The organism is Shewanella canadensis (genome assembly GCF_003966225.1).
In the GTDB taxonomy this organism is placed as follows: Bacteria; Pseudomonadota; Gammaproteobacteria; order Enterobacterales; family Shewanellaceae; genus Shewanella; species Shewanella canadensis.
On the sequence record NZ_RXNU01000002.1, the window covers coordinates 52,687 to 75,386 of the forward strand.

Annotated in this window: 18 protein-coding genes; 10 read left to right on the forward strand and 8 right to left on the reverse strand. The window is 48.9% G+C overall.

Annotation, left to right across the window (positions count from 1 at the left end):
- Window positions 1-98 precede the first annotated feature (98 nt).
- The 5 genes from EKG38_RS03770 (at window position 99) to EKG38_RS03790 (ending at window position 6,464) form a co-directional block, all read left to right on the forward strand.
- Entirely contained in the window at window positions 99-518 is a 420-nt protein-coding gene (locus tag EKG38_RS03770; RefSeq protein WP_126518855.1) for a MaoC family dehydratase, read from the forward strand.
- A gap of 18 nt (window positions 519-536) precedes the next feature.
- Window positions 537-1,742, forward strand: a complete 1,206-nt coding sequence (fabV, locus tag EKG38_RS03775) for an enoyl-ACP reductase FabV (RefSeq protein ID WP_246033075.1) — start codon at window positions 537-539, stop codon at window positions 1,740-1,742.
- Window positions 1,743-1,840: 98 nt separating this feature from the next.
- Window positions 1,841-3,037: an acetate kinase gene (locus EKG38_RS03780; RefSeq protein ID WP_126518857.1), complete on the forward strand. Its 1,197-nt coding sequence runs from the start codon at window positions 1,841-1,843 to the stop codon at window positions 3,035-3,037.
- Window positions 3,038-3,148: 111 nt separating this feature from the next.
- Window positions 3,149-5,287, forward strand: a complete 2,139-nt coding sequence (gene pta, locus EKG38_RS03785; protein WP_126518859.1) for a phosphate acetyltransferase — start codon at window positions 3,149-3,151, stop codon at window positions 5,285-5,287.
- 244 nt (window positions 5,288-5,531) lie between these two features.
- Window positions 5,532-6,464 (forward strand): alpha/beta hydrolase, encoded by a 933-nt coding sequence (locus tag EKG38_RS03790; RefSeq protein ID WP_126518861.1) that lies wholly within the window; start codon window positions 5,532-5,534, stop codon window positions 6,462-6,464.
- A 33-nt stretch (window positions 6,465-6,497) separates the two neighbouring features.
- Here EKG38_RS03790 and EKG38_RS03795 read toward each other — a convergent pair whose 3' ends face one another.
- From EKG38_RS03795 to EKG38_RS03805, 3 genes are read right to left on the reverse strand one after another with little or no spacing between them, the layout of a single operon-like run.
- On the reverse strand, window positions 6,498-8,189 hold the full coding sequence (locus tag EKG38_RS03795; RefSeq protein WP_126518863.1) for a GMC family oxidoreductase: 1,692 nt from the start codon (window positions 8,187-8,189) through the stop codon (window positions 6,498-6,500).
- Window positions 8,190-8,243: 54 nt separating this feature from the next.
- The gene (locus tag EKG38_RS03800; RefSeq protein WP_126518865.1) at window positions 8,244-8,963 is read right to left on the reverse strand and encodes a gluconate 2-dehydrogenase subunit 3 family protein; all 720 of its coding nucleotides are present in this window, start codon (window positions 8,961-8,963) and stop codon (window positions 8,244-8,246) included.
- Entirely contained in the window at window positions 8,957-9,544 is a 588-nt protein-coding gene (locus EKG38_RS03805) for a peroxiredoxin family protein (protein ID WP_126518867.1), read from the reverse strand. Before EKG38_RS03805 ends, EKG38_RS03800 begins: the two co-directional genes overlap by 7 nt.
- 230 nt (window positions 9,545-9,774) lie before the next feature.
- Here EKG38_RS03805 and EKG38_RS03810 point away from each other — a divergent pair, with 230 nt between their 5' ends.
- On the forward strand, window positions 9,775-11,157 hold the full coding sequence (locus tag EKG38_RS03810; RefSeq protein WP_126518869.1) for an NAD(P)/FAD-dependent oxidoreductase: 1,383 nt from the start codon (window positions 9,775-9,777) through the stop codon (window positions 11,155-11,157).
- 45 nt (window positions 11,158-11,202) lie between these two features.
- Window positions 11,203-11,568, forward strand: a complete 366-nt coding sequence (locus EKG38_RS03815) for a hypothetical protein (protein WP_246033076.1) — start codon at window positions 11,203-11,205, stop codon at window positions 11,566-11,568.
- A gap of 80 nt (window positions 11,569-11,648) precedes the next feature.
- On the opposite strand, the gene EKG38_RS03820 is transcribed toward EKG38_RS03815, so the two are convergent.
- The 4 genes from EKG38_RS03820 to EKG38_RS03835 form a co-directional block, all read right to left on the reverse strand.
- A complete protein-coding gene (locus EKG38_RS03820) occupies window positions 11,649-12,191 on the reverse strand; it encodes a protein disulfide oxidoreductase (protein WP_126518870.1) in 543 nt (180 codons plus the stop codon).
- A gap of 19 nt (window positions 12,192-12,210) precedes the next feature.
- The gene (locus tag EKG38_RS03825) at window positions 12,211-13,029 is read right to left on the reverse strand and encodes a DsbA family protein (RefSeq protein WP_126518872.1); all 819 of its coding nucleotides are present in this window, start codon (window positions 13,027-13,029) and stop codon (window positions 12,211-12,213) included.
- Window positions 13,030-13,140: 111 nt separating this feature from the next.
- Window positions 13,141-15,273 carry a protein-disulfide reductase DsbD family protein gene (locus EKG38_RS03830; protein ID WP_126519362.1) on the reverse strand — a complete coding sequence of 711 codons (2,133 nt, stop codon included), beginning with the start codon at window positions 15,271-15,273 and terminating at the stop codon, window positions 13,141-13,143.
- A gap of 172 nt (window positions 15,274-15,445) precedes the next feature.
- Window positions 15,446-16,045 (reverse strand): hypothetical protein, encoded by a 600-nt coding sequence (locus tag EKG38_RS03835; protein WP_126518874.1) that lies wholly within the window; start codon window positions 16,043-16,045, stop codon window positions 15,446-15,448.
- A 255-nt stretch (window positions 16,046-16,300) separates the two neighbouring features.
- Between EKG38_RS03835 and EKG38_RS03840 the strand changes: the two genes are divergently transcribed.
- The 3 genes from EKG38_RS03840 (at window position 16,301) to EKG38_RS03850 (ending at window position 20,024) form a co-directional block, all read left to right on the forward strand.
- Window positions 16,301-17,851: a glutamate synthase-related protein gene (locus tag EKG38_RS03840; RefSeq protein ID WP_126518875.1), complete on the forward strand. Its 1,551-nt coding sequence runs from the start codon at window positions 16,301-16,303 to the stop codon at window positions 17,849-17,851.
- Between the two features lie 332 nt (window positions 17,852-18,183).
- Window positions 18,184-18,828 carry a recombinase family protein gene (locus tag EKG38_RS03845; protein WP_126518876.1) on the forward strand — a complete coding sequence of 215 codons (645 nt, stop codon included), beginning with the start codon at window positions 18,184-18,186 and terminating at the stop codon, window positions 18,826-18,828.
- The gene (locus EKG38_RS03850; protein WP_126518878.1) at window positions 18,825-20,024 is read left to right on the forward strand and encodes a multidrug effflux MFS transporter; all 1,200 of its coding nucleotides are present in this window, start codon (window positions 18,825-18,827) and stop codon (window positions 20,022-20,024) included. The genes EKG38_RS03845 and EKG38_RS03850 overlap by 4 nt, the downstream gene beginning before the upstream one ends.
- A gap of 190 nt (window positions 20,025-20,214) precedes the next feature.
- Here the strand turns inward: EKG38_RS03850 and metE are convergent, their stop codons facing one another.
- Complete coding sequence (metE, locus tag EKG38_RS03855) at window positions 20,215-22,524, reverse strand: 5-methyltetrahydropteroyltriglutamate--homocysteine S-methyltransferase (RefSeq protein ID WP_126518880.1); 2,310 nt, start codon at window positions 22,522-22,524, stop codon at window positions 20,215-20,217.
- Window positions 22,525-22,700: the final 176 nt, after the last annotated feature.

The window sequence follows — 22,700 nt, forward strand, 5'->3', positions numbered from 1 at the left end:
TTTAATAACAGCATTTAGGAGGACTGGAAGGTTCATTTTAAGCCATTGACTAAAAAGCATTAATCACAATGGCTTACTCTTTTAAACGGGTAAATACAATGAGATATACAATTAACCAGCTTGCTATCGGCCAGAATGCGTCATTTGAGAAGACCATAAGCGAATCTGACATACTGCAATTTTGCGGGATCAGTGGGGACATAAATCCAGTTCATGTGAGTGAGTTAGCAGGCCAGAAAAGCGTCTTTGGTCGGAGAGTTGCACATGGCATTTTAGTCTCCGGCCTGACCTCGGCAGTGCTTGGGATGCAGTTACCCGGCCCCGGAACCATCTACCTGGGTCAGGATATGCGTTTTATCGCACCGGTCTATATCGGTGACACCATACGCGCAGAAGTCGAGGTCGCCGAGATAATCACAAACAAGAACATAGTCAAGCTCAGGACCCGCAGCATCAACCAGCACAACAAAGTGGTTATCGAAGGCATGGCCACTGTAATGCCCCCCAAGGCAGATTAATTTTATATTCAGGAGTAAATGATGATTATTAAACCCATAGTTAAAGGGGTCGTTGCACGCAATGCACATCCAACAGGCTGCAAACAAGCCATTATTAACCAGATCAATTATGTAAAAGCTGAAAAGCCTATCGTTAATGGTGCTAAGAAAGTACTCATCTTAGGTGCATCATCCGGTTTCGGCTTAGCTTCCCGCATCTCACTGGCCTTCGGGGGCGCATCGGCGGATACCATAGGCGTATCGTTCGAACGTGGCCCGAGTGAGAAAGGTATTGGAACGGCTGGCTGGTACAACAATATCTTCTTCCGTGAAGAAGCTGAGAAACAGGGACTAATTGCGAAGAACTTTGTCGGCGACGCCTTCTCACCACAGACTCGAGAGCAGGTTATCGATTACATAAAGTCTGAGTTTGGTGGCAAGCTTGACCTTGTTATCTACAGCTTAGCAACGGGTGTAAGACCCGATCCGGTAACCGGAGAGCTGTGGCGCTCATCAATCAAGACAATCGGCGAGCCGGTAACCGGACCGACTATCAATATCGAAACCGATACCATGGAACAGATGACAGTGGGTACGGCGACAGATGAAGAGATAGATGCCACCGAGAAAGTGATGGGCGGCGATGACTGGGCAAGCTGGATAGAGATCTTATCCGAAGCCGATGTATTGGACAAAGGTTGTAAAACACTGGCCTATTCATATATTGGCGCCAAGAGTACCTACCCTATCTATCACCAGGGAACCCTCGGCAGAGCCAAGACGCATCTGCATGCTACCGGCGATATGCTTAATAATAAGTTGGCAAAGATTGGCGGAACGGCGCACGTTTCTGTGTGTAAAGCCCTGGTCACCAAGGCCAGTGTCTATATCCCGGCATTTTCCCCCTATATCCTTGCACTCTATAAAGTCATGAAAGAGAAGGGACTGCATGAAGGCTGCATCGAACAGATGCAAAGGCTGTTTGCTCAGCGGGTTTATGGTGATAAATCGGCTATCCCGGTCGATAACCAGCGATTGATCCGTATCGATGATTGGGAGCTCGATGCTGGCGTTCAGAGTGAAGTCGATAAACTGATCGCTAAAATTGCGCCGGATAATTTTGCCTTAGTAGGCGACTATCAAGGTTATAAAACAGACTTCATGCAGCTTAATGGCTTCGAACTGCCGGGCGTCGATTATCAGGCTAGAGTAGATTTTGACTCTCTGTGCCAACTTCAGCCTTAATCTTTTTATCTTCTGACTCTCCCGGTCTGCACACTTCAACATCTAAAAAACACCTGCTCAATTGAGCAGGTGTTATCTAAAGTTCACAAGGTTTAATCATGTCCAACAAACTCGTATTAGTTCTAAATTGCGGAAGCTCTTCACTGAAGTTTGCAATTATCGATGCCATAACAGGCGATGAGCAGCTCTCTGGGCTTGCCGAATGCTTTGGGTTAGTAAGCGCCAGTATTAAATGGAAAGTAACCGGAGAAAAGCATGAGGCCGATCTCGGTGCATTTACCGCACACCGTGAAGCCGTTGAATATATCGTTAACATCATCTTATCTGATGATCCACAGCTTAAAGAACAGATCCTGGCCATTGGACACAGGGTCGTTCACGGTGGAGAGAAATTTACTCAATCCGTACTTATCGATGAAACCGTAATCAAGGGCATTGAGAATTGCGCAAGCCTGGCACCGTTACATAACCCTGCACACCTGATTGGAATTCGCTCGGCTCAGGCTTCATTTCCGTCCCTTCCACAGGTCGCCGTATTTGATACCGCTTTCCATCAGACCATGCCAGAAAAGGCCTACATCTACGCCATTCCCTATAAGCTGTATCGTGAAAATAGTATTCGCCGTTATGGCATGCACGGTACCAGCCACCTGTTTGTCAGTCGTGAAGCTGCAAAGCTTCTTGGCAAACCACTCGAAGACACCAATATTGTTAGTGCCCACCTTGGAAACGGCGCGTCGATAACGGCGATCAGAGGTGGTAAGAGCGTAGACACCTCGATGGGACTAACACCGTTAGAAGGCTTAGTGATGGGAACCCGATGCGGCGATCTCGATCCATCTATTATCTACCATCTGGTTAATCGACTCGGTTACACCTTAGATGAAGTCAATCACCTGCTAAACAACCAAAGCGGCTTACTCGGGATCTCTGAATTGACCAATGATTGCCGGGGTATAGAAGAGGGTGTCCAGCGTGGGCATAAAGGAGCGAGTCTCGCACTGGAGATATTCTGTTATCGCCTGGCTAAGTATATCGCCTCATATACCGTGCCTTTACGTCGATTAGATGCCTTAGTGTTCACCGGAGGAATAGGCGAAAACTCCTCTCTCGTCAGAGAAAAAATCCTCAATTTACTGGAGGTATTCAGATTTGAACTCGATAACGAACGTAACCAAGCTGCTCGCTTTGGCAATCGAGGCAAGATAACTAAAGACAGTGGCCCTGTCGCTATGGTTATTCCGACCAATGAGGAGTGGGTTATCGCCCAAGACACAATGGCACTGATTAAATAATCCCACGTATCACTCTGATAATAAAACATGCTTATTAATCCAGAAATTCAGCGGTGACTGAGTTTCTGGAAAATATTCAGCGCAAAAGCTCGCGCAGTCAAAGAGGTCTCTATGTCTCGTAATATCATGCTCATCCCCATTGGAACCAGTGTAGGCCTGACCTCTGTCAGCCTGGGCTTAGTTCGCGCATTTGAACATCATGGGGTAAAAATTCGTTTCTTCAAACCCATTGCCCAACAAAGACCCCACGACAAGGGATCCGAACGGTCCACAACAATTCTGAGTAAATCTCCAACGGTTAACCCCCTCGAGCCCTTCTCTATGAAGTACGCCGAAGACATGATCCGGACCAACAAAACCGATATCCTGATGGAACAGATCATTGCCCGCGTCACTGAACATATCGAGACATCGGATACTCTAATCGTTGAGGGACTCGTACAGACAAGAAACCACCCATTTTCAGGTGATATAAATTACGCTATCGCAAAGGCCCTCGATGCCGATATCATCTTTATCGCCACGCCAGGCAATGAGACAGCAACAGCCTTGATGCATCGCCTTGAGATAGCGCATAACACCTGGGGTGGAGCCAAAAACAAGCGCCTCATTGGCGCAATTATTAATAAAGTTGGGGCGCCAGTCGATGATGAAGGGCGTACCCAACCCGATATGTCAGAGGTCTTAAACAATAGACGGCCACAAGGTCTAAATACAAGGAGCATGTTTAAACCTCTCGGTAAAAGTCCGGTTCGGGTCCTGGGAATTGTTCCCTACAATTTAAACCTGGTAGCACCAAGGGCATCAGATCTCGCCAAACACCTAAACGCTAAAATTATTAATGCCGGGGAGATGAATACCCGTCGCCTCCGCAAGGTCACCTTCTGTGCCAGAAGTATTCCTAACATGGTCTCACACCTACAAACCGATTCACTACTCGTCACCTCAGGGGATCGATCCGACGCCATCGTCGCAGCCTGTTTAGCCACGATGAACGGAGTGAATATTGGCGCCCTGTTACTGACAGGCAATTATGATCCCGAACCTGAAGTGATGACTCTATGTGAGCAAGCCTTCGAAACCGGTCTTCCGGTTTTCCTTGCCGATAGCAATACTTGGCAGACCTCACTGAATATTCAGCGCTTCAACTATGAAGTTCCTGTCGATGACGCGGTGCGTATCGAGGAGTGTCAGGAGTATGTCGCAAGTCATATCGATCCAAGCTGGATTAAAAGCGTGACGGAAAACTCACCACGTGAACATCGTCTTTCACCTCCGGCATTCAGATATAAGTTAACCGAACTGGCCAAAGCAGCCTGTAAAACAGTGGTGTTACCCGAAGGTAATGAGCCCCGAACAATCGAGGCTGCAAGTATCTGTGCCCAGCGCGGCATCGCAAAATGTGTTCTACTGGGTAATACCGAAGAGATCGAACGTATTGCCAAACAGCAAGGAGTGATTCTGGGAGAAGGGGTCACTATTATTGAGCCGGAAACTATCCGCGGACATTATGTTGAGCCTATGCTTGAACTGCGTCGCCACAAAGGGCTGACCGAAGTGGTTGCAAAGGAGCAACTAGAGGACAATATGGTGCTCGGCACCATGATGGTCGCTCAAAACCAGGTGGATGGCATTGTCTCCGGTGCGGTTAACACTACGGCTAATACCATACGACCTCCACTGCAGCTGATCAAAACAGCCCCAGGAGCCAGCCTGGTATCATCTATTTTCTTTATGTTGATGCCAGATCAGGTGCTGATCTACGGTGACTGCGCCATTAACCCCGATCCCAATGCCGAGCAACTCGCCGATATTGCCATTCAATCGGCTGAATCGGCCGCCGCATTCGGCATAGAACCGAGAGTCGCTATGATCAGTTACTCGACAGGTAGTTCAGGAAGCGGTTCTGATGTCGACAAGGTGCGTGAAGCAACCCATATTGCCAAAGAGAAACGGCCGGATCTCATCATAGATGGTCCGCTTCAATATGACGCAGCCGTTGTGCCAAATGTCGCACAATCTAAGGCACCAAATAGCCCTGTAGCGGGTCAGGCAACGGTATTCGTTTTTCCGGACCTGAACACCGGCAATACCACCTATAAAGCAGTACAAAGAAGTGCCGAGCTCATCAGTATTGGACCTATGCTACAGGGAATGCGCAAACCCGTTAACGACCTATCGCGGGGAGCACTGGTTGACGATATTGTCTACACCATTGCCCTAACGGCAATTCAGGCTTCACAAGGTTAATCTTGTGCAAACATTGTCGCAGCAGTGGTAGGCACACCTAATAGGCTAAGTGTGCTTACCACTTTGATTCGGACTTAAACTGACCTAATTAGCCTGACACTTGTATCGGCAATACAATTATGCAAAATCGGGAAAATAAACGCTGAGCATATTAGGTATGATTAAAATCAGTTCAAATAACCCAGCTTTTCTCAAGTAAGCCGAGATAAGAAACAGCAACGACCCCGGCATAGGAATAAAAATAGTGCGTAAAGTAAGCGAAAAACTGCAGCCTTGGCTCGAGAACTTTAACCAACAAATTGCCATACTCATTGAAAATGGATTCAAGCCTACCGCAACCAATGCCCGCGAAGGGTTGGCTAATTTAACCAAAGGGCTAGTCACTGATATCCCAGAGATCGCATGGGTGGGAGATGATCTGGTTATTAATGATGAATATAATGTTCCGGTACGTATCCACCACCCAGCACCGGAAAAAGCCTTACCGGTTATTGTCTACCTCCATGGTGGTGGACACATGGCAGGAAGTATCACAGTTTATGACCCCATCTGCCGCAAGCTAGCCAACGCGACACAACATATTGTTGTCTCGGTAGATTATCGCTTAGCCCCCGAATGCCGTTACCCGGCAGGTTTAAATGACGCCTATGCTGTGGTGCAGAATATCTGGACGACGCTTAATGGTCGCAAGGTAGAGTTCCAACCCAAACTATCTATCGTTGGCGATTCTGGTGGCGCCGCTTTAGTGGCTAGTGTCAGTGCAAAAGCCCAGTTCGATACCCAAGTGATAATCGATAAACAGGTCATGATCTATCCCAGTCTGGATTACACCATGCAGAGCAAATCTATTGAACAAAATGCAGAGGGTTACCTACTGCAGAAAGGTAAAATTGGCTGGTACTTCGACAACTACTTTAATGCTGGGGACGATCGTAGAAAAGCGTCACCACTGCATGGTGAGTTTACCCATGGTTTACCCGCAACATTGGTCTTTACCGTCGAATTCTGTCCCCTGCGTGACGAAGGTACAAGCTATATTGAAAAGCTCAATAAAACAGGCGTTACCACTAAGCTCATCCACTTCCCCGATATGATCCACACATTTATGAACATGGAAGATCTTGTTAAAAGTGAATGTGAATCAGTTTATCGTTCAATTGCTGAATTTTTGAAATAGGGCAATAGATGCGATAAGGCTTGAAGGCTAATACTAGAGCGAAGGCTCTAGGCTCTTCAGCCGCTCCAATATTTTATCCGCAACCCGAAACGCATTAGCATAGATGGTCAGTGTCGGAGTGACAGAGCCACCATTAGGCATAAAGCTTCCATCCGTGACATAGAGGTTATCGCAGTCATGCACCCGGCAGTTTCTGTCCAGCACAGAGGTGTCAGGGTCATTACCGAAACGGCAGCCTCCCGCGACCAGGTTGGATGTCGGCGAGGTAAACACATTGCCCCAGGCCTCATCGGCCCCCATGGCTTTCATCACCTCGACGCCGCGATCCACCAGATACTGAGCGACCTTCTCATCGTGGGGGTGAAAACCGGCACGCACCTTAGCGACAGCCTGGCCCCATTTATCTTTCTCATCAGGGTCTAAGCTGACATAACATTCGTCGTTAGTGAGCCAGTCACAGAACACCTCAAACTTAAAATCTTTCGATTGGGTAAAGTGCGCCTTAATCTTTTGCTTTAACGGCGTGCCCCATAACAGATTGTCCCCCTGCCACTTAAGTCCCGACGTCTCCGCAGTGGGTGATGGCGGATCGAACACAAAATCTAAGGTGCCCCCCTTTATCGGCTTATCTGATACCGACCTGTCATCTATGACATACCAATCCTGCAAGGCGCGATTGAAGAAGGGTCCCCTGATCTTGAGCTGCTTAGCCTCAAACTCTTTTAGCTTATCGAGTTTAAACACGCCATGACCCGTTCCACCTGCGCAGCAGTGCAGGTTCTTACCTACCTGCCCCTTGCTGTTACCTATGCCGTTGGGATGTTTGTGGCCGTTCGAACTTAATAACAGACGCGCACTCTCGATGGAGTAACAGGCCACCACGAAAATCTTGGCGGTGACACCTTGTGAGTGCCCATCCTTATCAAAGTAATCGAGGGAGCTCACGTTACCCGTATCGTCGGTGTTAAGCCGATACACTTTCGCTTGGGTGATGACCTCGCAATTGCCGCCTGCAACGGCGTCATCCAACAAGGCCGCCCGAGAGCTGGCTTTAGCACCGGAGTGACAACCATAACTGCCACAATAGCCGGAATACTCACAGCTCAAACGCCCATTAAAGGGCACCGACAGGATGCCTCTCGCCATGGGAAGTGGGTGGAGTTTAAGTGATCTGCAGGCTAAATCGAACCGTTGCGCGACCGGATGTTCCGCGGTGGGAGGAAAGGGGAAATCTTTGGTCGAACGCGGCTCCAGGTGAGGATGTTCAACCACCTTGCCCGACACCCCGACAAGCTGCTCAACTTTAGTGTAATAGGGTTCTAACTCGTCATAGCCGATTGGCCAGTCGACGGTATTGGCCCCCTCTATTTCACCAAACTCACTGACTAAGCGGAAATCCTGTGGCTTGAGTCGATGAAAGTAACCACTCATAAAGTTAGAGGCACCACCGACAATATTGCCGCCCCAAAACTGCGCGGTAGTCTCACTCGACCAGGTGCCGTCACCGATGGGCTCCTCTAAGGTGTGCCGCTCATCCTTAAATTGAGAGCGAAATACTCTATGACGTCCCAGCTGCTCATCTTTGAAGAAGTCACTTTCTTTAAACCACTTCCCCTTCTCGAGCACGCCAACCCTGTACCCCGCCTTGGCAAGTTCATGGGCCACTGGACCTGCGCCCACACCACTGCCTACGATACAGATATCAAATTCGTTAGTCTTTTTCATATGTTATGCAGCCTAAATCTGAAACCGAGAGGAGTTACATTAACTAAAGTCTAATTAGCTAAAATCTAAATAGGTTTTCCCTTCAACGGGCCTGGGGAAACCAGGCTGGTGCTCTAGCCACTTCCAGCCAATACCATCGGGATTACCGCCATAGACAGGATCCAGGGTCAGTGACTCGAGTAGATAATAGAGCAGTAACGATAACCAGTTTTCACCCGCCTGGGTTTGTGAAATCTGCTTCATCACCATATCTTGTTGAATGGGCGTTAGTTTTATAAAGCTGTCGCCCAGAGTCGCGTTTGACTGCTCCTCTAACCAGCCGACACCTTTGAGAATAAATGCCTTATCACCATCGGCTGCATTTTCAGGGTCGTCCAATGCCCAACTCAGGTACTGAAATCCATTAAGCTGTGTCGCCGAAGGGCCATCGCCATCATCGGGAAATAGCTGCAACTGCACCGCCTCGACAACCGCGCGGCTATAGGCATTGAAGTCTGCTAATGCTCTATCGCTTTCTACTTTATCCGGTGATTCTTGTGCCAGCCCGACACTGGGTTTAGCCCCAAGCAAGCCGAGCAACACGGCCGCGGCTCCGGTCTGCCTTAAAAAAGCACGCCGATTGAGCCCGGAATCATAGGCGCTGACAAATTCAGCTTTAATTGACCCATGCTCACGCTTAGCTGCCCCGACAGATGTGGGACCCTTGTCGTGATTACGCGAGCAAGCGGTTTGCTTTGCTAACTGACTCTTTTCTAACATGCTCTTTTCTAACATAAGCGGTCCTTGTCGCACACCGCTCCCGCCAACACCACAGGCTTCTCTTCACTGTCGGAGACTCTATTCCACTGTTCAATATTGGCCGCCAACGTATGGGTTATCCCATCCACTTGTTTTATTACCCCATTGATATCGATAAGGAAACCGGTAGGTGTTCCCATCACCCCGTATCTGTGGGTAATGTCGGCATTTTCATCGAAGGCGATAGCGTAATTAGCCTCGAACCTTGCCTGAAATTGAGATATATCGGCTAAAGAGTCACTCCAGCTGGTATTGATGGCAAGTAACTTAACCTGATCACCGAACTCACGCTCAATGGCCATCAACTGAGGCACCTTCTTCATACAGTGGCCACACCAGGTGTTCCAAAAGACCAGATAGACTGACTGCTTCCCCTTAAACTCACTAAGTTTGAAAGGAGCATTATCGATTTGATTGATGGTGAAGTTTGGTGCTATCTCCCCCACTTTTAACGGCTCGGCATTAACTGACAGGCTAAGGTTAAAAACAAGAATCAGAGCCAGGCTCCTGATAACCAAAGAACTTAGTTCAGATAATGATGAAATGACTCTACCCATGCGACGTTCCCCAACTCAATAACGAATACGGTTTCATATCAGGCCTCGACCACCTTATCACTATAGGATAAACACCAAAACCGACAACTTTACAGCTACATTGAATTAACAGACCGTGTTCTTCTACAAAATAATTCATGTTAAATCACTTTCTGGTTAAAACTTGATTGAGAACAAGATTTAACCGCCCACCCAAGGTAGTTTGTCACCATTGACTCCCCCGGACACTGATGATGAAACCAGAAACTAATCGAAATGAAAACAAAGAGGTGGCCGTGATAGGCGGCGGAATTATCGGACTCTGTAGCGCTTATTACCTACACAAGGCTGGTAGGTCGGTGGTAGTCATAGATAAAGGAGAGATTGGCAAGGCCTGCTCTTTCGGTAACGCCGGCTATATCACGCCCAGTCACTTCGTTCCGCTGGCGGCGCCGGGTATGATACAAAAAGGCTTAAAGTGGATGTTAAACCCTCAGAGCCCCTTCTTCGTGCGCCCGAGCCTCAATCTCGACTTTTTACTCTGGCTCTGGTCCTTCTCTAAAAAATGCACCAAGCAACACACATTAAATAGCCAAGAGGCCATCTTAGATATCAACCTTAAGTCTTTAGCCCTCTATGAAGAGCTCAATGCTGAAGATGCCCTTGAATTTCAGTTTTATCAGAAAGGTCTGTTAATGCTCTATAAGACAGATAAAGGGTTAAAGGAGGAGGCCGAAACCGTCAAGCAGGCCAACAGACTGGGCCTTAATGCAAAGATGCTCAGCCCAATTGAGCTTAAATGTTTAGAACCCAATATCGACTTCGATGTCATCGGGGCCGCCCATTACCCGGAAGATGCACACATCGCCCCCTATGAGTTACTCAGCAGTTTAAGAGCCTATCTTGAAGCCGGGGGGGTTGAGTTTATCGAACACGCAGAGGTCACTTCCTTTAATACCAAATTCCTCTCTAGCGGTGATTCACCTGCCGATAGTTCCGAACCAAACACGATCGTCTCGGCGCACTATACCAAGGGAGCAGAAAAGGGGGTTATTAGCGCCGATGAGTTTATTCTTGCCAATGGCGCCTGGTCAGGACAAATGGGCAAGACCTTAGGGTTGAAGCTCCCCGTTCAGGCGGGGAAAGGGATCAGCATCACCTTAAATAACGTGCCCAATAAGCAACATGCTCACGCGACTTTCGACTGTAAAACCCCCTTCATTCTCAGCGAGGCTAAAGTCGCGGTCACGCCATTTAACAATGAGATCCGCTTCGGCGGCACGATGGAGCTGGGGGTACTGGCCAATCAGGAGCGAAGAGGCATCAGCCAGAACAGGATTAAGGGATTACTAAAGTCAGCTGGTCGTTATCTGCCCGCATTCAAGGCTGAACATATCGACCAAAGCCAATTCTGGTCCGGCTTCAGGCCCTGCTCTCCCGATGGATTACCTATCATAGGTCGCTGTCACCCATACACTAACCTGACGGTATCTACGGGGCATGCCATGATGGGACTTAGTCTGGGCCCTATCTCCGGCAAACTGGTGAGTGAGATAATCACAGGCTCAAAAACCAGCGTCAACCTCGGCCCTTTCGATCCCAATAGATTTCACAGCGAAGGCAAAATAGCTTAATCTGGAGATGTCATCATCACAGCGACTCATCGCAGCGAAATAGGTATGAAGAGAAGAATCGCGTTCGGCCTCTGTTTACTCATAATGATAAGCGCCATCGCTTATCATTTCCTGTCTCCCAAAGTCGTGGTTGATAACCAGTCTGATAAAAGCTACTCGGCGTTAAATTTCTCTTTCCCATCGAACGACCTCTCCTTCTCGGCCATCAAACCGAGAAGCCACCAAACGATCTACTTCTCCCCACAAAAGCAAATTGGATTGATTACCTACCAACTCCTCTCTAATTCAGGTGATACAGTGGCACAAGGCCAACTAAGTTACATAGGCGACGAGAGTCCATTGGCAGAGCTAGGTACGACACTCAACTTCACCATTAATGAAAACTATGAGATTAGTTTCAAAACCGATTAGAAATAGAGGTAGAGGTAGATGCGGTGATCGATATTGACCACCGCATCGATTAGCTAAAAACAGGAACAGAAAAGCTTTTTTTACCCGGTAAATAGCATTCGCCACCACATGCCCGGCAGACTGGTAAACCCGGTGGTGTAATGTTTAAGCTCGCCATCTTTGAATACCATTATGGTCGGCGTCAGTTGTACCGACCAGTCTCTGGCAATGTCATTGCTCGAGTCATTAATCACCTCAAAATCATACTCTTTGTGCTTGAGATATTTGACCATCTTGTCATCGGCTCCCGAATTCATCGCGACCGTGACGACCGGATATGTCGTCGCCAGAACATCCACTGCGGGGCTAACGAAATTACACACAGGGCACCAGGTGCCCCAGAAGTACACTAATACAGCCTGGTCTTTACTCAAGGCGGCGATATCTAGGCTCTCCCCTTTCAGGCTAATCCCCGAGATATTGGGAAGATCGTCTCTGGGGATATCTTTGCCTCGCCACATATCGAGACCCGCGCTGAACACCATGGAAAACAGTATCAAGAGAGCAAGCTGCCTCCCCCAGCCCAGAACTCGCTTGAAAAAAGTCGGCTTAAGCTCAGTATCAGTATTACTCTTATCGTTCATCGCCACTCTCCCCCAGCCCTTATCCCTTAGCCTGGATCACTTCTTCAAGCTGCTCTTTTAGCACCTCATAAGTGACCAATCCCGGAATAACCGTGTCTCCAAATATCATGCTCGGCGTACCACTTAGCCCTAAATCTCTCATCAAGGAGACATTATCACGCACAACTTTAACTACCCGATCATCACTCTTAGTTAACCACTGCTCGGTATCCGTTAGCTTAGCCACCTTAGCGATAGCATCGGTGTCGAGTCTGCGTGGGCTGGACATCAACATATCCTTCAACGCGAGGTATTTGTCAGGCTCGTTAAGCCATACTTTTTGTGCCAGCTCGACCGCCTTTTGAGAGCCTTCACCCTGCAGTGGCACCATCTTAGTGATGACTCTTAGTTGTGGATAATCTTCGATTAATTTGTCCAGTGAAGGCTCGAGTTTCTTACAGTATGGACAGTTAAAGTCGGTAAAATAGACCATAGTGATGGCTGGATTTTCGGCACCTTTCCACGGGTCGGTTTGGGTCTCAAATAATCCCGCGTGATGCAGCTCAACCAGACTACCTCTGGCCTGGCTCATCTGATCCTCTTCACGCATCTGTAATGCAATAATGGCCTCCTTTAACAGCTCAGGATCGTTGACCAATGCATCTTCAACAATCGCCCTGATCTCCAATTTTTGCTCATCGGTAAAACTACTATGGTCGGCGTGAGCAAGCTGACTCATCATCAACTGTGATGAGAGAAAAAATACAGAACCGGCAACGGTGGCCAGCATGGCAAATTTAGCCTTACGGGATTGAAACAGCATATCGGTAACGCGATTAAAACTTGATAGAACTTTCATGATTTTCCTTTGGTATGCAGGACTGATGAAAAGCCCTGCACACACGATAGGTTCAGTTTAACGATTGAAGATGAATAACGTTATGAGATCTCACACCTTAAAGAAGCAGGGCTAGTCATATCTGAGCTGTCCGGAGTCCGTGTCACCCACAGCGGGCGTCGCCGCTATCGCCCTCGAAGAGGCACGCTCAATCGCCGATAGCACCTCATTGGTACTCAAAATTTCAGGTAGCTCTATCCCCTGAGGCGCATTGGGGCCATAGACCACATTAAAAGGCACACCGAAGCGATTATGACTCTGCAGGTACTTAGTGATAGGAGCCGATGGCTTAGTCCAATCCCCCTTCATAATCACCATATCCGCTTGCTTGAGTGAGCTATAAACAGGGTCTTGCAGTATCACTCCTGCCTTATTGGCCTTACAGGTGATGCACCAGTCAGCCGTCACATCGACAAACACCGTTTTGCCCTGTGCGACCTGTTGAGCGATCCCGGCTTCACTCAAAGGCGTCCAGACTAAGTCTGTGGGCAAAGGTCTGGCCCACTGCTCAGAGGTCATAAAGGCGGTAACGGCACTGAATAATATGCCCAGACTAATGCTGGCTATCACGGCGGCACTGCCATGTTTCTTTGCCATAAAGACAAAAAACATCAGCACCAATAACCCGGCGAATACCCACAAAATGCTAGAAGCGATAAAATTACTCAGCAGAGTGATTAACCACAGGCTGGTTATTAGCAACATGACCGAGAAGAACACCTTAACGATATTCATCCAACGACCGGGTTTAGGGAAGTAGTTCGCCACCTGCGGAAACAGAGCAACCAGCAGCCAAGGCAACGCCATCCCGACGGCAAGCGCAGTAAAGATAACAAACAAACTGAGCGTATCGGCACCCAAGGCAAAGGCGACCGCAGTCCCTAAGAAAGGGGCACTACAGGGCGTCGCCAACAGGGTCGCAAACATCCCCTGCAGGAAATGGCCCCGGTTATTGTTACCACCTGTGGTCGCCAGTTTGGTCTGCAGACTGGAGGGCAGGTTGATCTCAAATGTGCCGAGCATATTGAGGGCAAAGATTGAGGTCACGATAGCCATAAAGCCGATAAACCAAGGGTTCTGGAACTGAATGCCCCAACCAATCGCCTGTCCGGTGAATTTAAGCACTAAGATGAATCCGGCCAGCAGCCAGAAAGAGACTAAGATACCCAATGCCGATGCAATAAACTGCTGACGGATCTCGTTGCGCTTTAGTTCAGGTGCGGCGATAACCGTACTTAACTTCATGCCGAGTACAGGCAGTACACAGGGCATAACATTCAGTATCAGGCCACCAAGCAGCGCGATAAATAACACCTTAATGAGTGAAATATCATCCTCAATAATCTGAGTCGGTATCACTTCATTTGAATACTCAAAAGCCTGTTCACTATCGACGACCGTGACATTAAGCGTTTTGCCAAGCACCTCCGAAGCCCCTAACCAGCTCTTACCATCGAAGGTGGCAATGAGCTTAGTCGGCCCACTGTCACTCTCTTTCTCTTTAAGGGAGCTAAGGGTAAATACCGTATCGGGCTCGCCATCGATCAAGAGTTGAGGCTGTCGCCATTGACCCGCATCGAGCTCAACTTGCAGCTTGCTTTTCGCACTGTCCCAACCGATTTTAATTTGTGTTCCTACGCCATTTCCGACCTTCTGCGGTACCTTAGACACGGCTTTGTTATAGGTAAACATCGCCTCACTGTCGGCCCTCAACTCACTGGGAGTCACATCCAGTGATACCTCATAATCGGTCAGCACACAGATGGTAGTGCATGATGACAGGGTGACCTTGCCTCTCAATTGAGCGACATCATCACTATCATTTACGGTCAACAGCAGAGGAAAGCTTACATGATGCTTATAGCCCCAGGTTTGCAGCCCCAGCAGCGAGAAATGCTCAGGTACCGGCCATGACCAGTCGACACGCTTTAAATTGGTCGACTTGTCCCATTTGATGCCAGGTGCTATCCCGCCCTCACCCGGGCTACGCCAATAGGTTTTCCAATCATCTTCTAACTTAACCTCCAGTACGGCAGGCATGGTTTTATTGACTGAGTCAAACTCCCCGGTCAACATCAACCTCAGTTTCACCGGAGGATGGTTAGGGTTTTCAATCCAGGGGGTGGATTGCGCAAACGCCGAGCTCGATAACAGAATCAAACAGAGCGCGAATAGATTTTTTAGATACTTCAAGTTCATCTCCATTCCGTAGCGAATACAGAACAAGCAGAATAAATCCAATCGACGAGACTGGCCTTAAATAAACATACACTTAATAACAAGTGACTAATAAAAAAGCTTATATAGCAGGAACGACTAACAATTCGGGTCACAGGCAATAATACCCACAGGTATCAGAAAGTGACTCGAACCGGTTCTACTCCTGAAAGCGACAGAGTGTAAGATGAAGTCGCCGATATCTGACGAATGAGACTTTCTTGGGTACCCGATTTAATACCCTGACAAACGAAGGAGAGAGAGGAAGCAGAAACAGCAAGACTAACAGCGCTATGGCACTGGTGTCTTCCAGACATAAACGCATCGACTTTTCAGAGAGTTCACAGCGCTTAAACTCGAAGCTTTCGGCCTGAGAAGAGCTGGCCTCGGATGAGTTTGTACCAGAGAGCGCGGCATCAGACAGAGCTACATCGGATAAAGGGCTCTGGGATAAACCAGAACTAGACTCATTATCGCCTTCGATAGCACCGGGCTTTTTAGCACTGGGCTTAAAGGCTGCACTATACAGCACAGATAACGGCCCGGCCGTCTCTCCTTGTGCTCTCTCTAAATTAAGAGCCAAGTTGAATAATCCACTATTTTGAGCCAGACAAAACAGAGTTAAGATAGTGACCACTATCGCCGTCCATTTGGTTTCAGAGCGCTTAGCAAACGGCTTAGTGATGGTCCTCTCCTGAAAAATAAATAGGTAATATTTGCTGCATGATGATATGACCGGACTTAGTCGAAAATAGTTCATCTTAAACGGAACTTTCTCCTATTTATGGCCATGAGCGAACAAAAAAACAACGGTTGCAGAAATATTATCCATCGCTTAGGTTATCTTTAAAAGAGCATAAAAATTCAGCCATACCCACCTACATCCTGACTATTTATGCTCATTTGTCTCTAACTGGCCGTTAATCTACTAAAATATATAGAAAAAGAGAACCGCTGACTCACCTGACATTGCAGTGAGTCACACCGCCGAGTGAAACTTTATCAAGGAGAAGGTATGAGCAATCCTATCGTTGCAGATAACAAACCCAAGAAAGTCGAGCTCACCAAAGGAAAAGAGTATTACTTCTGCGCCTGCGGCCGATCCAAGAAGCAACCTTTTTGCGATGGCTCCCACGCCGGTACCTCATTCAAACCCAAAGCCTTTACCGCCGAGCAAGACGGCGATGCCTATCTGTGTGCCTGCAAGCACACGGGCAACGCCCCATTTTGCGATGGCAGCCATAAACAGTTCACGGCTAAACAGGTCGGCACAGAAGGTCCTGGGCCGAGCGTAGCGCCCGATAAGGATAACGCCCCCGCAGCCAAAGCCACCATCGAGGAGCCTACCGTAGAGTTTATTCATCAGCTCGCCAGAGATGGGTTAACTAAGCTTGGCCATCACGGCCCCATGACCTCCATGGGGGTGCCCCGCCATGAACTGCCCCACTGGGATGATATTCAGATCATGACAGCGCAGATGGCGACCAAACCTCTACAGGAAGATGAAACCGTCTCCACCGAACTGATTATCGGGCCACAGGCCAGAAAGCCTCTGAAACTGAAGATCCCCCTGTTTGTCTCTGACATGAGTTTCGGCGCACTCTCGGAAGAGGCTAAAACCGCGCTGGCGATAGGCGCCGAACTGGCGGGTACCGGGATCTGCTCGGGAGAGGGAGGCATGCTGCCCGAAGAGCAAGCCGCCAACCCCCGGTATTTTTACGAACTCGCCAGTGCGCAATTTGGTTATAGAGAGGAGCTACTGCATTCGATACAGGCTTTTCACTTTAAAGGCGGACAAGGCGCTAAAACAGGCACCGGCGGACACCTTCCCGGCATCAAGAACCAAGGCAAGATTTCACAGGTTAGGGGCATTCCCGAGGGAGAACCCGCGATATCTCCCCCCACCTTCAGAGAGCTGAAAAATTCATGCGACTTTAAACGCTTCGCGGATCGGGTGCGTGAAGTCAGCGGCGGTGTGCCCGTCGGCTTTAAACTCAGTGCCAACCATATCGAGCGGGATATTCAGTTTGCCCTCGATGCCACCGCCGATTACATCATACTCGACGGGCGCGGTGGTGGAACCGGCGCCGCCCCCGAGATGTTCAGAGACCATATCAGTGTCCCCACCATTCCGGCCTTAGCCAGGGCCAGGCGTTATCTCGATGAACAAGGCGCTACAGGCAGAGTAACCCTGATCGTGACCGGTGGCCTTCGAGTGCCGATGGACTTCGTCAAAGCCATGGCCCTGGGCGCCGATGGTGTGGCTATCTCCAACAGTGCGATGCAATCTATCGGTTGCGTCGCGGCGCGCATGTGCAACACCAACAACTGCCCTGCGGGTATAGCCACTCAAGATGCCAATCTGCGCCAACGCCTGAACGTGGACAAGTCATCACAACAACTGGCCAACTTCTTCAACGCTTCGATAGAGCTGATGCAGGTGATGGCCAGAGCCTGCGGACATAATAACTTGAGTGATTTCAACAAGGATGATCTGGCCACCTGGCACAGAGAGATGGCACTGTTATCCGGGATCAATTATGCGGGATTTACCCGCTTGGATTAATAGAATGCCACTTCGTGGCCAGGAGTTCCTAGGTTCTGGTACCTGGGAACTCCTGACTTCTCTGTTCTATCTTCAGCTCTGTCTTAAACTCGTTACTCGAACCTCGCCACTTCTTAACTTCAGCTCTTTCTTGAACTCAGGGCTCGTACTTACCATCCGTTTTAACTGAAACCGTTAAAAAAAATATTCATCAGATTTTTCATATATAATTCAAACTAATGCACTCACAAACCAGAAATTCAGATTGCTCACGGTTCACTTGGGGTTGAATGGGGTGAGGAATTAACATACAATTATGAGCCATAACACCATATGAACCACAAGGAGACATAATGGCGACCTATCTTTACACTCGGTTTTCTCCCAAGAATAAAGCGTATCAAGAGCAACTCGCTGCGATGACATCGTTAGCTCCTGAGGCTGAGCACTTTCAAGACAAAGTGCGTGGCGATGTTCCCCCAATGGAACGAACAGCATTTAGCCAACTATTTAAGTCTCTCGAATCGGGTGATACGGTAATCATTTGGTGGCTGACTGAATTTGGTCATGATTTCAGTCAAACGCTGCAAGTCATTACCAGTTTGTTGGAAAAAGGGGTGATATTGCAGACCGCGTGTGAGCCACTGGCATTTGAACCAGATTCTCCTCATCGTCATGCTTTACTAGCGCTGTTATCGGGTTACGGAAAAGTACAAACTCAGCGTCGCCTATTCGCCGCAGAACAAGGGCGAAAAGCACTCAAAGACAAACCTGAACTGTGGAAGCAGAAATTCTGCGGCAGACCTGCGGATAAAGAAAAGCATCAGCAGATCGCCGCATTGTTACTTGAGGGTCTGACTCTACAAAGTGTTGCAGAACAGTGCGACGTCAGCTTGTCTACGGTGAAACGGGTCAAAGCCAAGTTGAACACATTTGATGATGAAGGCAGCTTGAGACGAAGAGGCAAAACGCACTCATCTTCGGATGATGCATCGTGAGCAGACAGATTGAATTTAAAACAATTTTACTGGTTTGTTTAATCATCAGTGTCGGGCAATTTAGCATGGGCTTGGTGTTTCCATCACTGCCCTGGATAGCCAAAGACTTTGCGATTTCCCACGAACGGGCTCAGATATTAGTCAGTATTTACCTGCTTGGATTTGGCCCATCTCAATTTATTTATGGTCCGGTTTCCGATGCGCTAGGACGCAAAAAAGTGTTGTTGATTGGGCTTATGATCGCCATGATGGGTCTATTGATGATCATTTTCCTCAGCCATTCATTTACTGGAATGGTGTTAGGCCGTTTCCTGCAAGGTTTGGGGACGGGATGTTGTGCAGTATTGGCACGAGCTTCCACACGAGATCGCTTCAGTGGTGCAGAACTTCCGGTTGCAATGTCCTACATTGCAATGGCTGCATCGATTACGCCTCTGATGGCTCCTGTGATCGGTGGCTTCATCAACTTCCACTTTGGCTGGACTATGGTGTTCATCTCCTTACTGGGCTATGTCTCTCTCGTTTGGGCGATCATTGCATTGCGATTCCAAGAGACTGTCGGCCAAACCACTCAGATCCCATCACCAAGGAAGATGTTACAGCAGTATCGTGAGCTACTGAGTTCACGTTACTTCATGAGTTTCGCCAGCATAGGTTGGCTGAACTTCAGTTTGATGATCACCACGATTTCGGTGATGCCATTCATCATGCAAAACCAAATTGGTATGACGTCTGATAAATACGCGATGTGGGCGCTTATCCCTGCGCTCGGGATGTTAGCTGGTGCCAGCATATGTAATCGTATGCGCCCTATTATCGGCAGTAAGAAACTGCTGTTATCTACTCCAGTGCTGCATGTTGCTGCTGCACTATGGTTATTCTTCTGCCCAACTGAGCCTCTGTATTTAATGCTAGGACAGCTATTGATGATACTGGGCAACAGTATAGCCTTACCTTGCGTTCAGGCCATGGTGATGCAGCCATACAAGAAACAGGCGGGAGCAGCTGCGGCCATGTCCGGAGGCGGACAAATGGTGGTATCTTCCATCGTCAGCATGGTGCTGGTTCATTTAGGGTTGAGCCAAGCGTGGCACCTTTCTTTGATCATTGTGGTCTTTGCCGCAATCACGCTCAGTAATGTTCTCCGTGGTTTTGCCACCCCGGAAGCCTTGCAGCAAACCGCAGCAACTCAATAGCCCAAACGTTCTGAGATGAAATGGCTGTAAGTAACAGATAGAGCGAGAAGGTAACTCTCCTCACTCTATCCTTAACTTATAACTTACCGCTTCCAACTTTCTCAGCTCTATTTTTAACTTACAGCTTACAGCTATCTCTGCTCTTTCTTGAACTCGCGACTCGATGCTCGAACCTCGAAACTTCTCAGCTCTAACCTAACCTTCTTCTCAGTACCTTAGTCGCTTGTACCAGGTTCTGAAGTGCCGGCTCCACTTCATCCCAAGTGCGGGTCTTGAGGCCGCAATCTGGGTTAACCCAGAGCTGGCGAAGCGGGATCTTATGGGCCGCCTTCTCGATGAGTGTCACCATCTCATCCACCGTCGGCGTGTTCGGCGTATGGATATCGTAGACTCCGGGGCCAATTTCGTTGGGGTATTCGAAATCCTCGAAGGCGGTGAGCAGCTCCATGCGTGAGCGTGAGGTTTCAATGGTTATCACATCCGCATCCATGGCGGCGATAGCTTTGATCGTTTCATTAAACTCGCTATAACACATGTGCGTATGGATCTGAGTCTCATCATCCACGCCTGCGGCGCTGAGTTTAAAGGCATCCACCGCCCACTTAAGGTAGGTATCCCAATCGCTCCTCTTCAGCGGCAGCCCTTCACGGAACGCCGGTTCATCGATCTGAATAATGCCGATCCCGGCATTTTGAAGATCGATCACCTCATCTCTAATTGCTAAGCCGATCTGGGTCGCTATCTGCTCACGGCTGATATCTTCGCGGGCAAAGGACCAGTGCAAGATAGTCACGGGGCCGGTCAACATCCCCTTTACCGGTTTCTCGGTCAGACTCTGGGCATAGCCTGCCCAATCGACTGTCATAGGCTTAGGACGTGATACATCACCATAGATAAGTGGCGGCTTAACACAGCGAGAGCCATAGCTTTGTACCCAACCAAACTGAGTAAAGCCAACGCCTTGCAACTGTTCACCAAAGTACTCGACCATGTCGTTACGCTCGGCCTCGCCGTGCACCAGTACATCGATGCCCAGCTTAAGTTGACGCTCGACCGTATCTTTGGTCACCTGACGCAACTGGTCGTTATAAAACGTTTCGGTGATCTCACCTTTACGCCAGCGACTACGTAATCCACGAATAGCCGGGGTTTGAGGAAACGACCCTATGGTCGTGGTCGGTAGCAACGGCAATCGATACTTTTGCTGCTGCAGGGTCTGTCTGCCGGCAAACCCAGTATCGCGCTCATAATCATCACGGCTCAGCGCTGCGACTCTGCTGTTCACTTGTCTGTCAGCGGCCTCTGCCCGTGCGTTTCGACGCGAAACACAGGTGGCTCTGATCACATCGATTTTGGCTATGTCGCCACTGCTTTCGGGCGTGGTGAGTAATCTTTTTAACTGAGCCAGCTCAGACAATTTCTGTTTAGCGAAAGAGAGCTGCTGCTTCAGCGCCGGTTCCAGCTCCACCTCGACATCCAGATCTACAGGGGTATGCAATAACGAGCAGGAGGGCGCTATCCATACCCGTCCCTTAAGATCGTTCACCACTGGGGCGATGCGATCGGCAATCGAGTCGATATCTGCCGCCCAAACGTTTCGGCCATTGATCACCCCCAGTGATAAAATCTGCTCGGCTCTAAGGTTGGCGGCAAATCCGGCGAGTTGCTCGGGCGCAGTCACCAGATCGAGGTGAAGACCCGCCACCGGCAGGGCTGAGACCAGCGATTGATGATGAGCAATCGTACCGTAGTAAGTGGCGAGTAATACTTTTACCTCAACGTGTTGCAGCGCTTCATAGGCAGAAGCAATAGCCCCTTGCCAATCGCTATCGAGTTCAAGGGCTAAAATAGGCTCCTCCAGTTGAACCCACTCGACTCCCTGAGATGAGAAACGCGCTAAGATATCCCCGTAAGTCTTAAGCAGCTGAGGTAACAGGGTTAACTTATCGAACTCACCTCCCACCGCCTTAGCCAGATAAAGATAAGAAACCGGGCCTAACAGCACGGGTTTAGCCTTATAGCCTAATGACTGAGCCTCACTGACCTCATCGAATATCTGTTCATAGGCGACAGTGAAGCTTTGATCGGCTTCCAGTTCCGGAACGATATAGTGATAGTTCGTATTGAAGTATTTGGTCATCTCTGCGGCCGGGGCATCGCCTCCCGTTGGTGCGCGACCACGGGCAACCCTAAACAGAGTATCTAAATCGACTCTATCGGCCTGATCTTCTCCGCGGTGACGCTCAGGGATAGCGTTAAGTGTCGCACTAAGCGTAAGCACATGATCATAATAGGCAAAGTCGCCGACAGGCAGGAGTTCCACTCCGGCCTTGGCTTGCCATTCCCAGTGAGTGCTGCGCAGCGCTTTGGCAATCTGGGTTAACTCGGCTTGGGTTATCTCACCACGCCAATACTTTTCCTGAGCAAACTTGAGCTCACGTTGACGACCAATTCGGGGAAATCCTAGATTCGCTATCGTTACCTCTTTCAAAGTTTGCATATTGTATACCTTTTTGCTTTAATGTGAGCAGAATTCAGAGTAAACGCGCCAATAGCCTTGTTGTTGCTCGTGGTGATTTAACATCTGTCGATGCAAAACACACTTGGGCGTCTGGACGTCTAGAAGTTTATTGTGTTAGGCTATTTGCTGACAAACGAATTGATTTCAAGCGCAAC

Coding starts and splice junctions, on each gene's coding strand:
- EKG38_RS03770 (WP_126518855.1), top strand. CDS start 99: ATGAGATATACAATTAACCAGCTTGCTATCGGCCAGAATGCGTCATTT.
- fabV (WP_246033075.1), top strand. CDS start 537: ATGATGATTATTAAACCCATAGTTAAAGGGGTCGTTGCACGCAATGCA.
- EKG38_RS03780 (WP_126518857.1), top strand. CDS start 1,841: ATGTCCAACAAACTCGTATTAGTTCTAAATTGCGGAAGCTCTTCACTG.
- pta (WP_126518859.1), top strand. CDS start 3,149: ATGTCTCGTAATATCATGCTCATCCCCATTGGAACCAGTGTAGGCCTG.
- EKG38_RS03795 (WP_126518863.1), bottom strand. CDS start 8,189: ATGAAAAAGACTAACGAATTTGATATCTGTATCGTAGGCAGTGGTGTG.
- EKG38_RS03800 (WP_126518865.1), bottom strand. CDS start 8,963: ATGTTAGAAAAGAGCATGTTAGAAAAGAGTCAGTTAGCAAAGCAAACC.
- EKG38_RS03805 (WP_126518867.1), bottom strand. CDS start 9,544: ATGGGTAGAGTCATTTCATCATTATCTGAACTAAGTTCTTTGGTTATC.
- EKG38_RS03810 (WP_126518869.1), top strand. CDS start 9,775: ATGATGAAACCAGAAACTAATCGAAATGAAAACAAAGAGGTGGCCGTG.
- EKG38_RS03815 (WP_246033076.1), top strand. CDS start 11,203: ATGAAGAGAAGAATCGCGTTCGGCCTCTGTTTACTCATAATGATAAGC.
- EKG38_RS03820 (WP_126518870.1), bottom strand. CDS start 12,191: ATGAACGATAAGAGTAATACTGATACTGAGCTTAAGCCGACTTTTTTC.
- EKG38_RS03825 (WP_126518872.1), bottom strand. CDS start 13,029: ATGAAAGTTCTATCAAGTTTTAATCGCGTTACCGATATGCTGTTTCAA.
- EKG38_RS03830 (WP_126519362.1), bottom strand. CDS start 15,273: ATGGAGATGAACTTGAAGTATCTAAAAAATCTATTCGCGCTCTGTTTG.
- EKG38_RS03835 (WP_126518874.1), bottom strand. CDS start 16,045: ATGAACTATTTTCGACTAAGTCCGGTCATATCATCATGCAGCAAATAT.
- EKG38_RS03840 (WP_126518875.1), top strand. CDS start 16,301: ATGAGCAATCCTATCGTTGCAGATAACAAACCCAAGAAAGTCGAGCTC.
- EKG38_RS03845 (WP_126518876.1), top strand. CDS start 18,184: ATGGCGACCTATCTTTACACTCGGTTTTCTCCCAAGAATAAAGCGTAT.
- metE (WP_126518880.1), bottom strand. CDS start 22,524: ATGCAAACTTTGAAAGAGGTAACGATAGCGAATCTAGGATTTCCCCGA.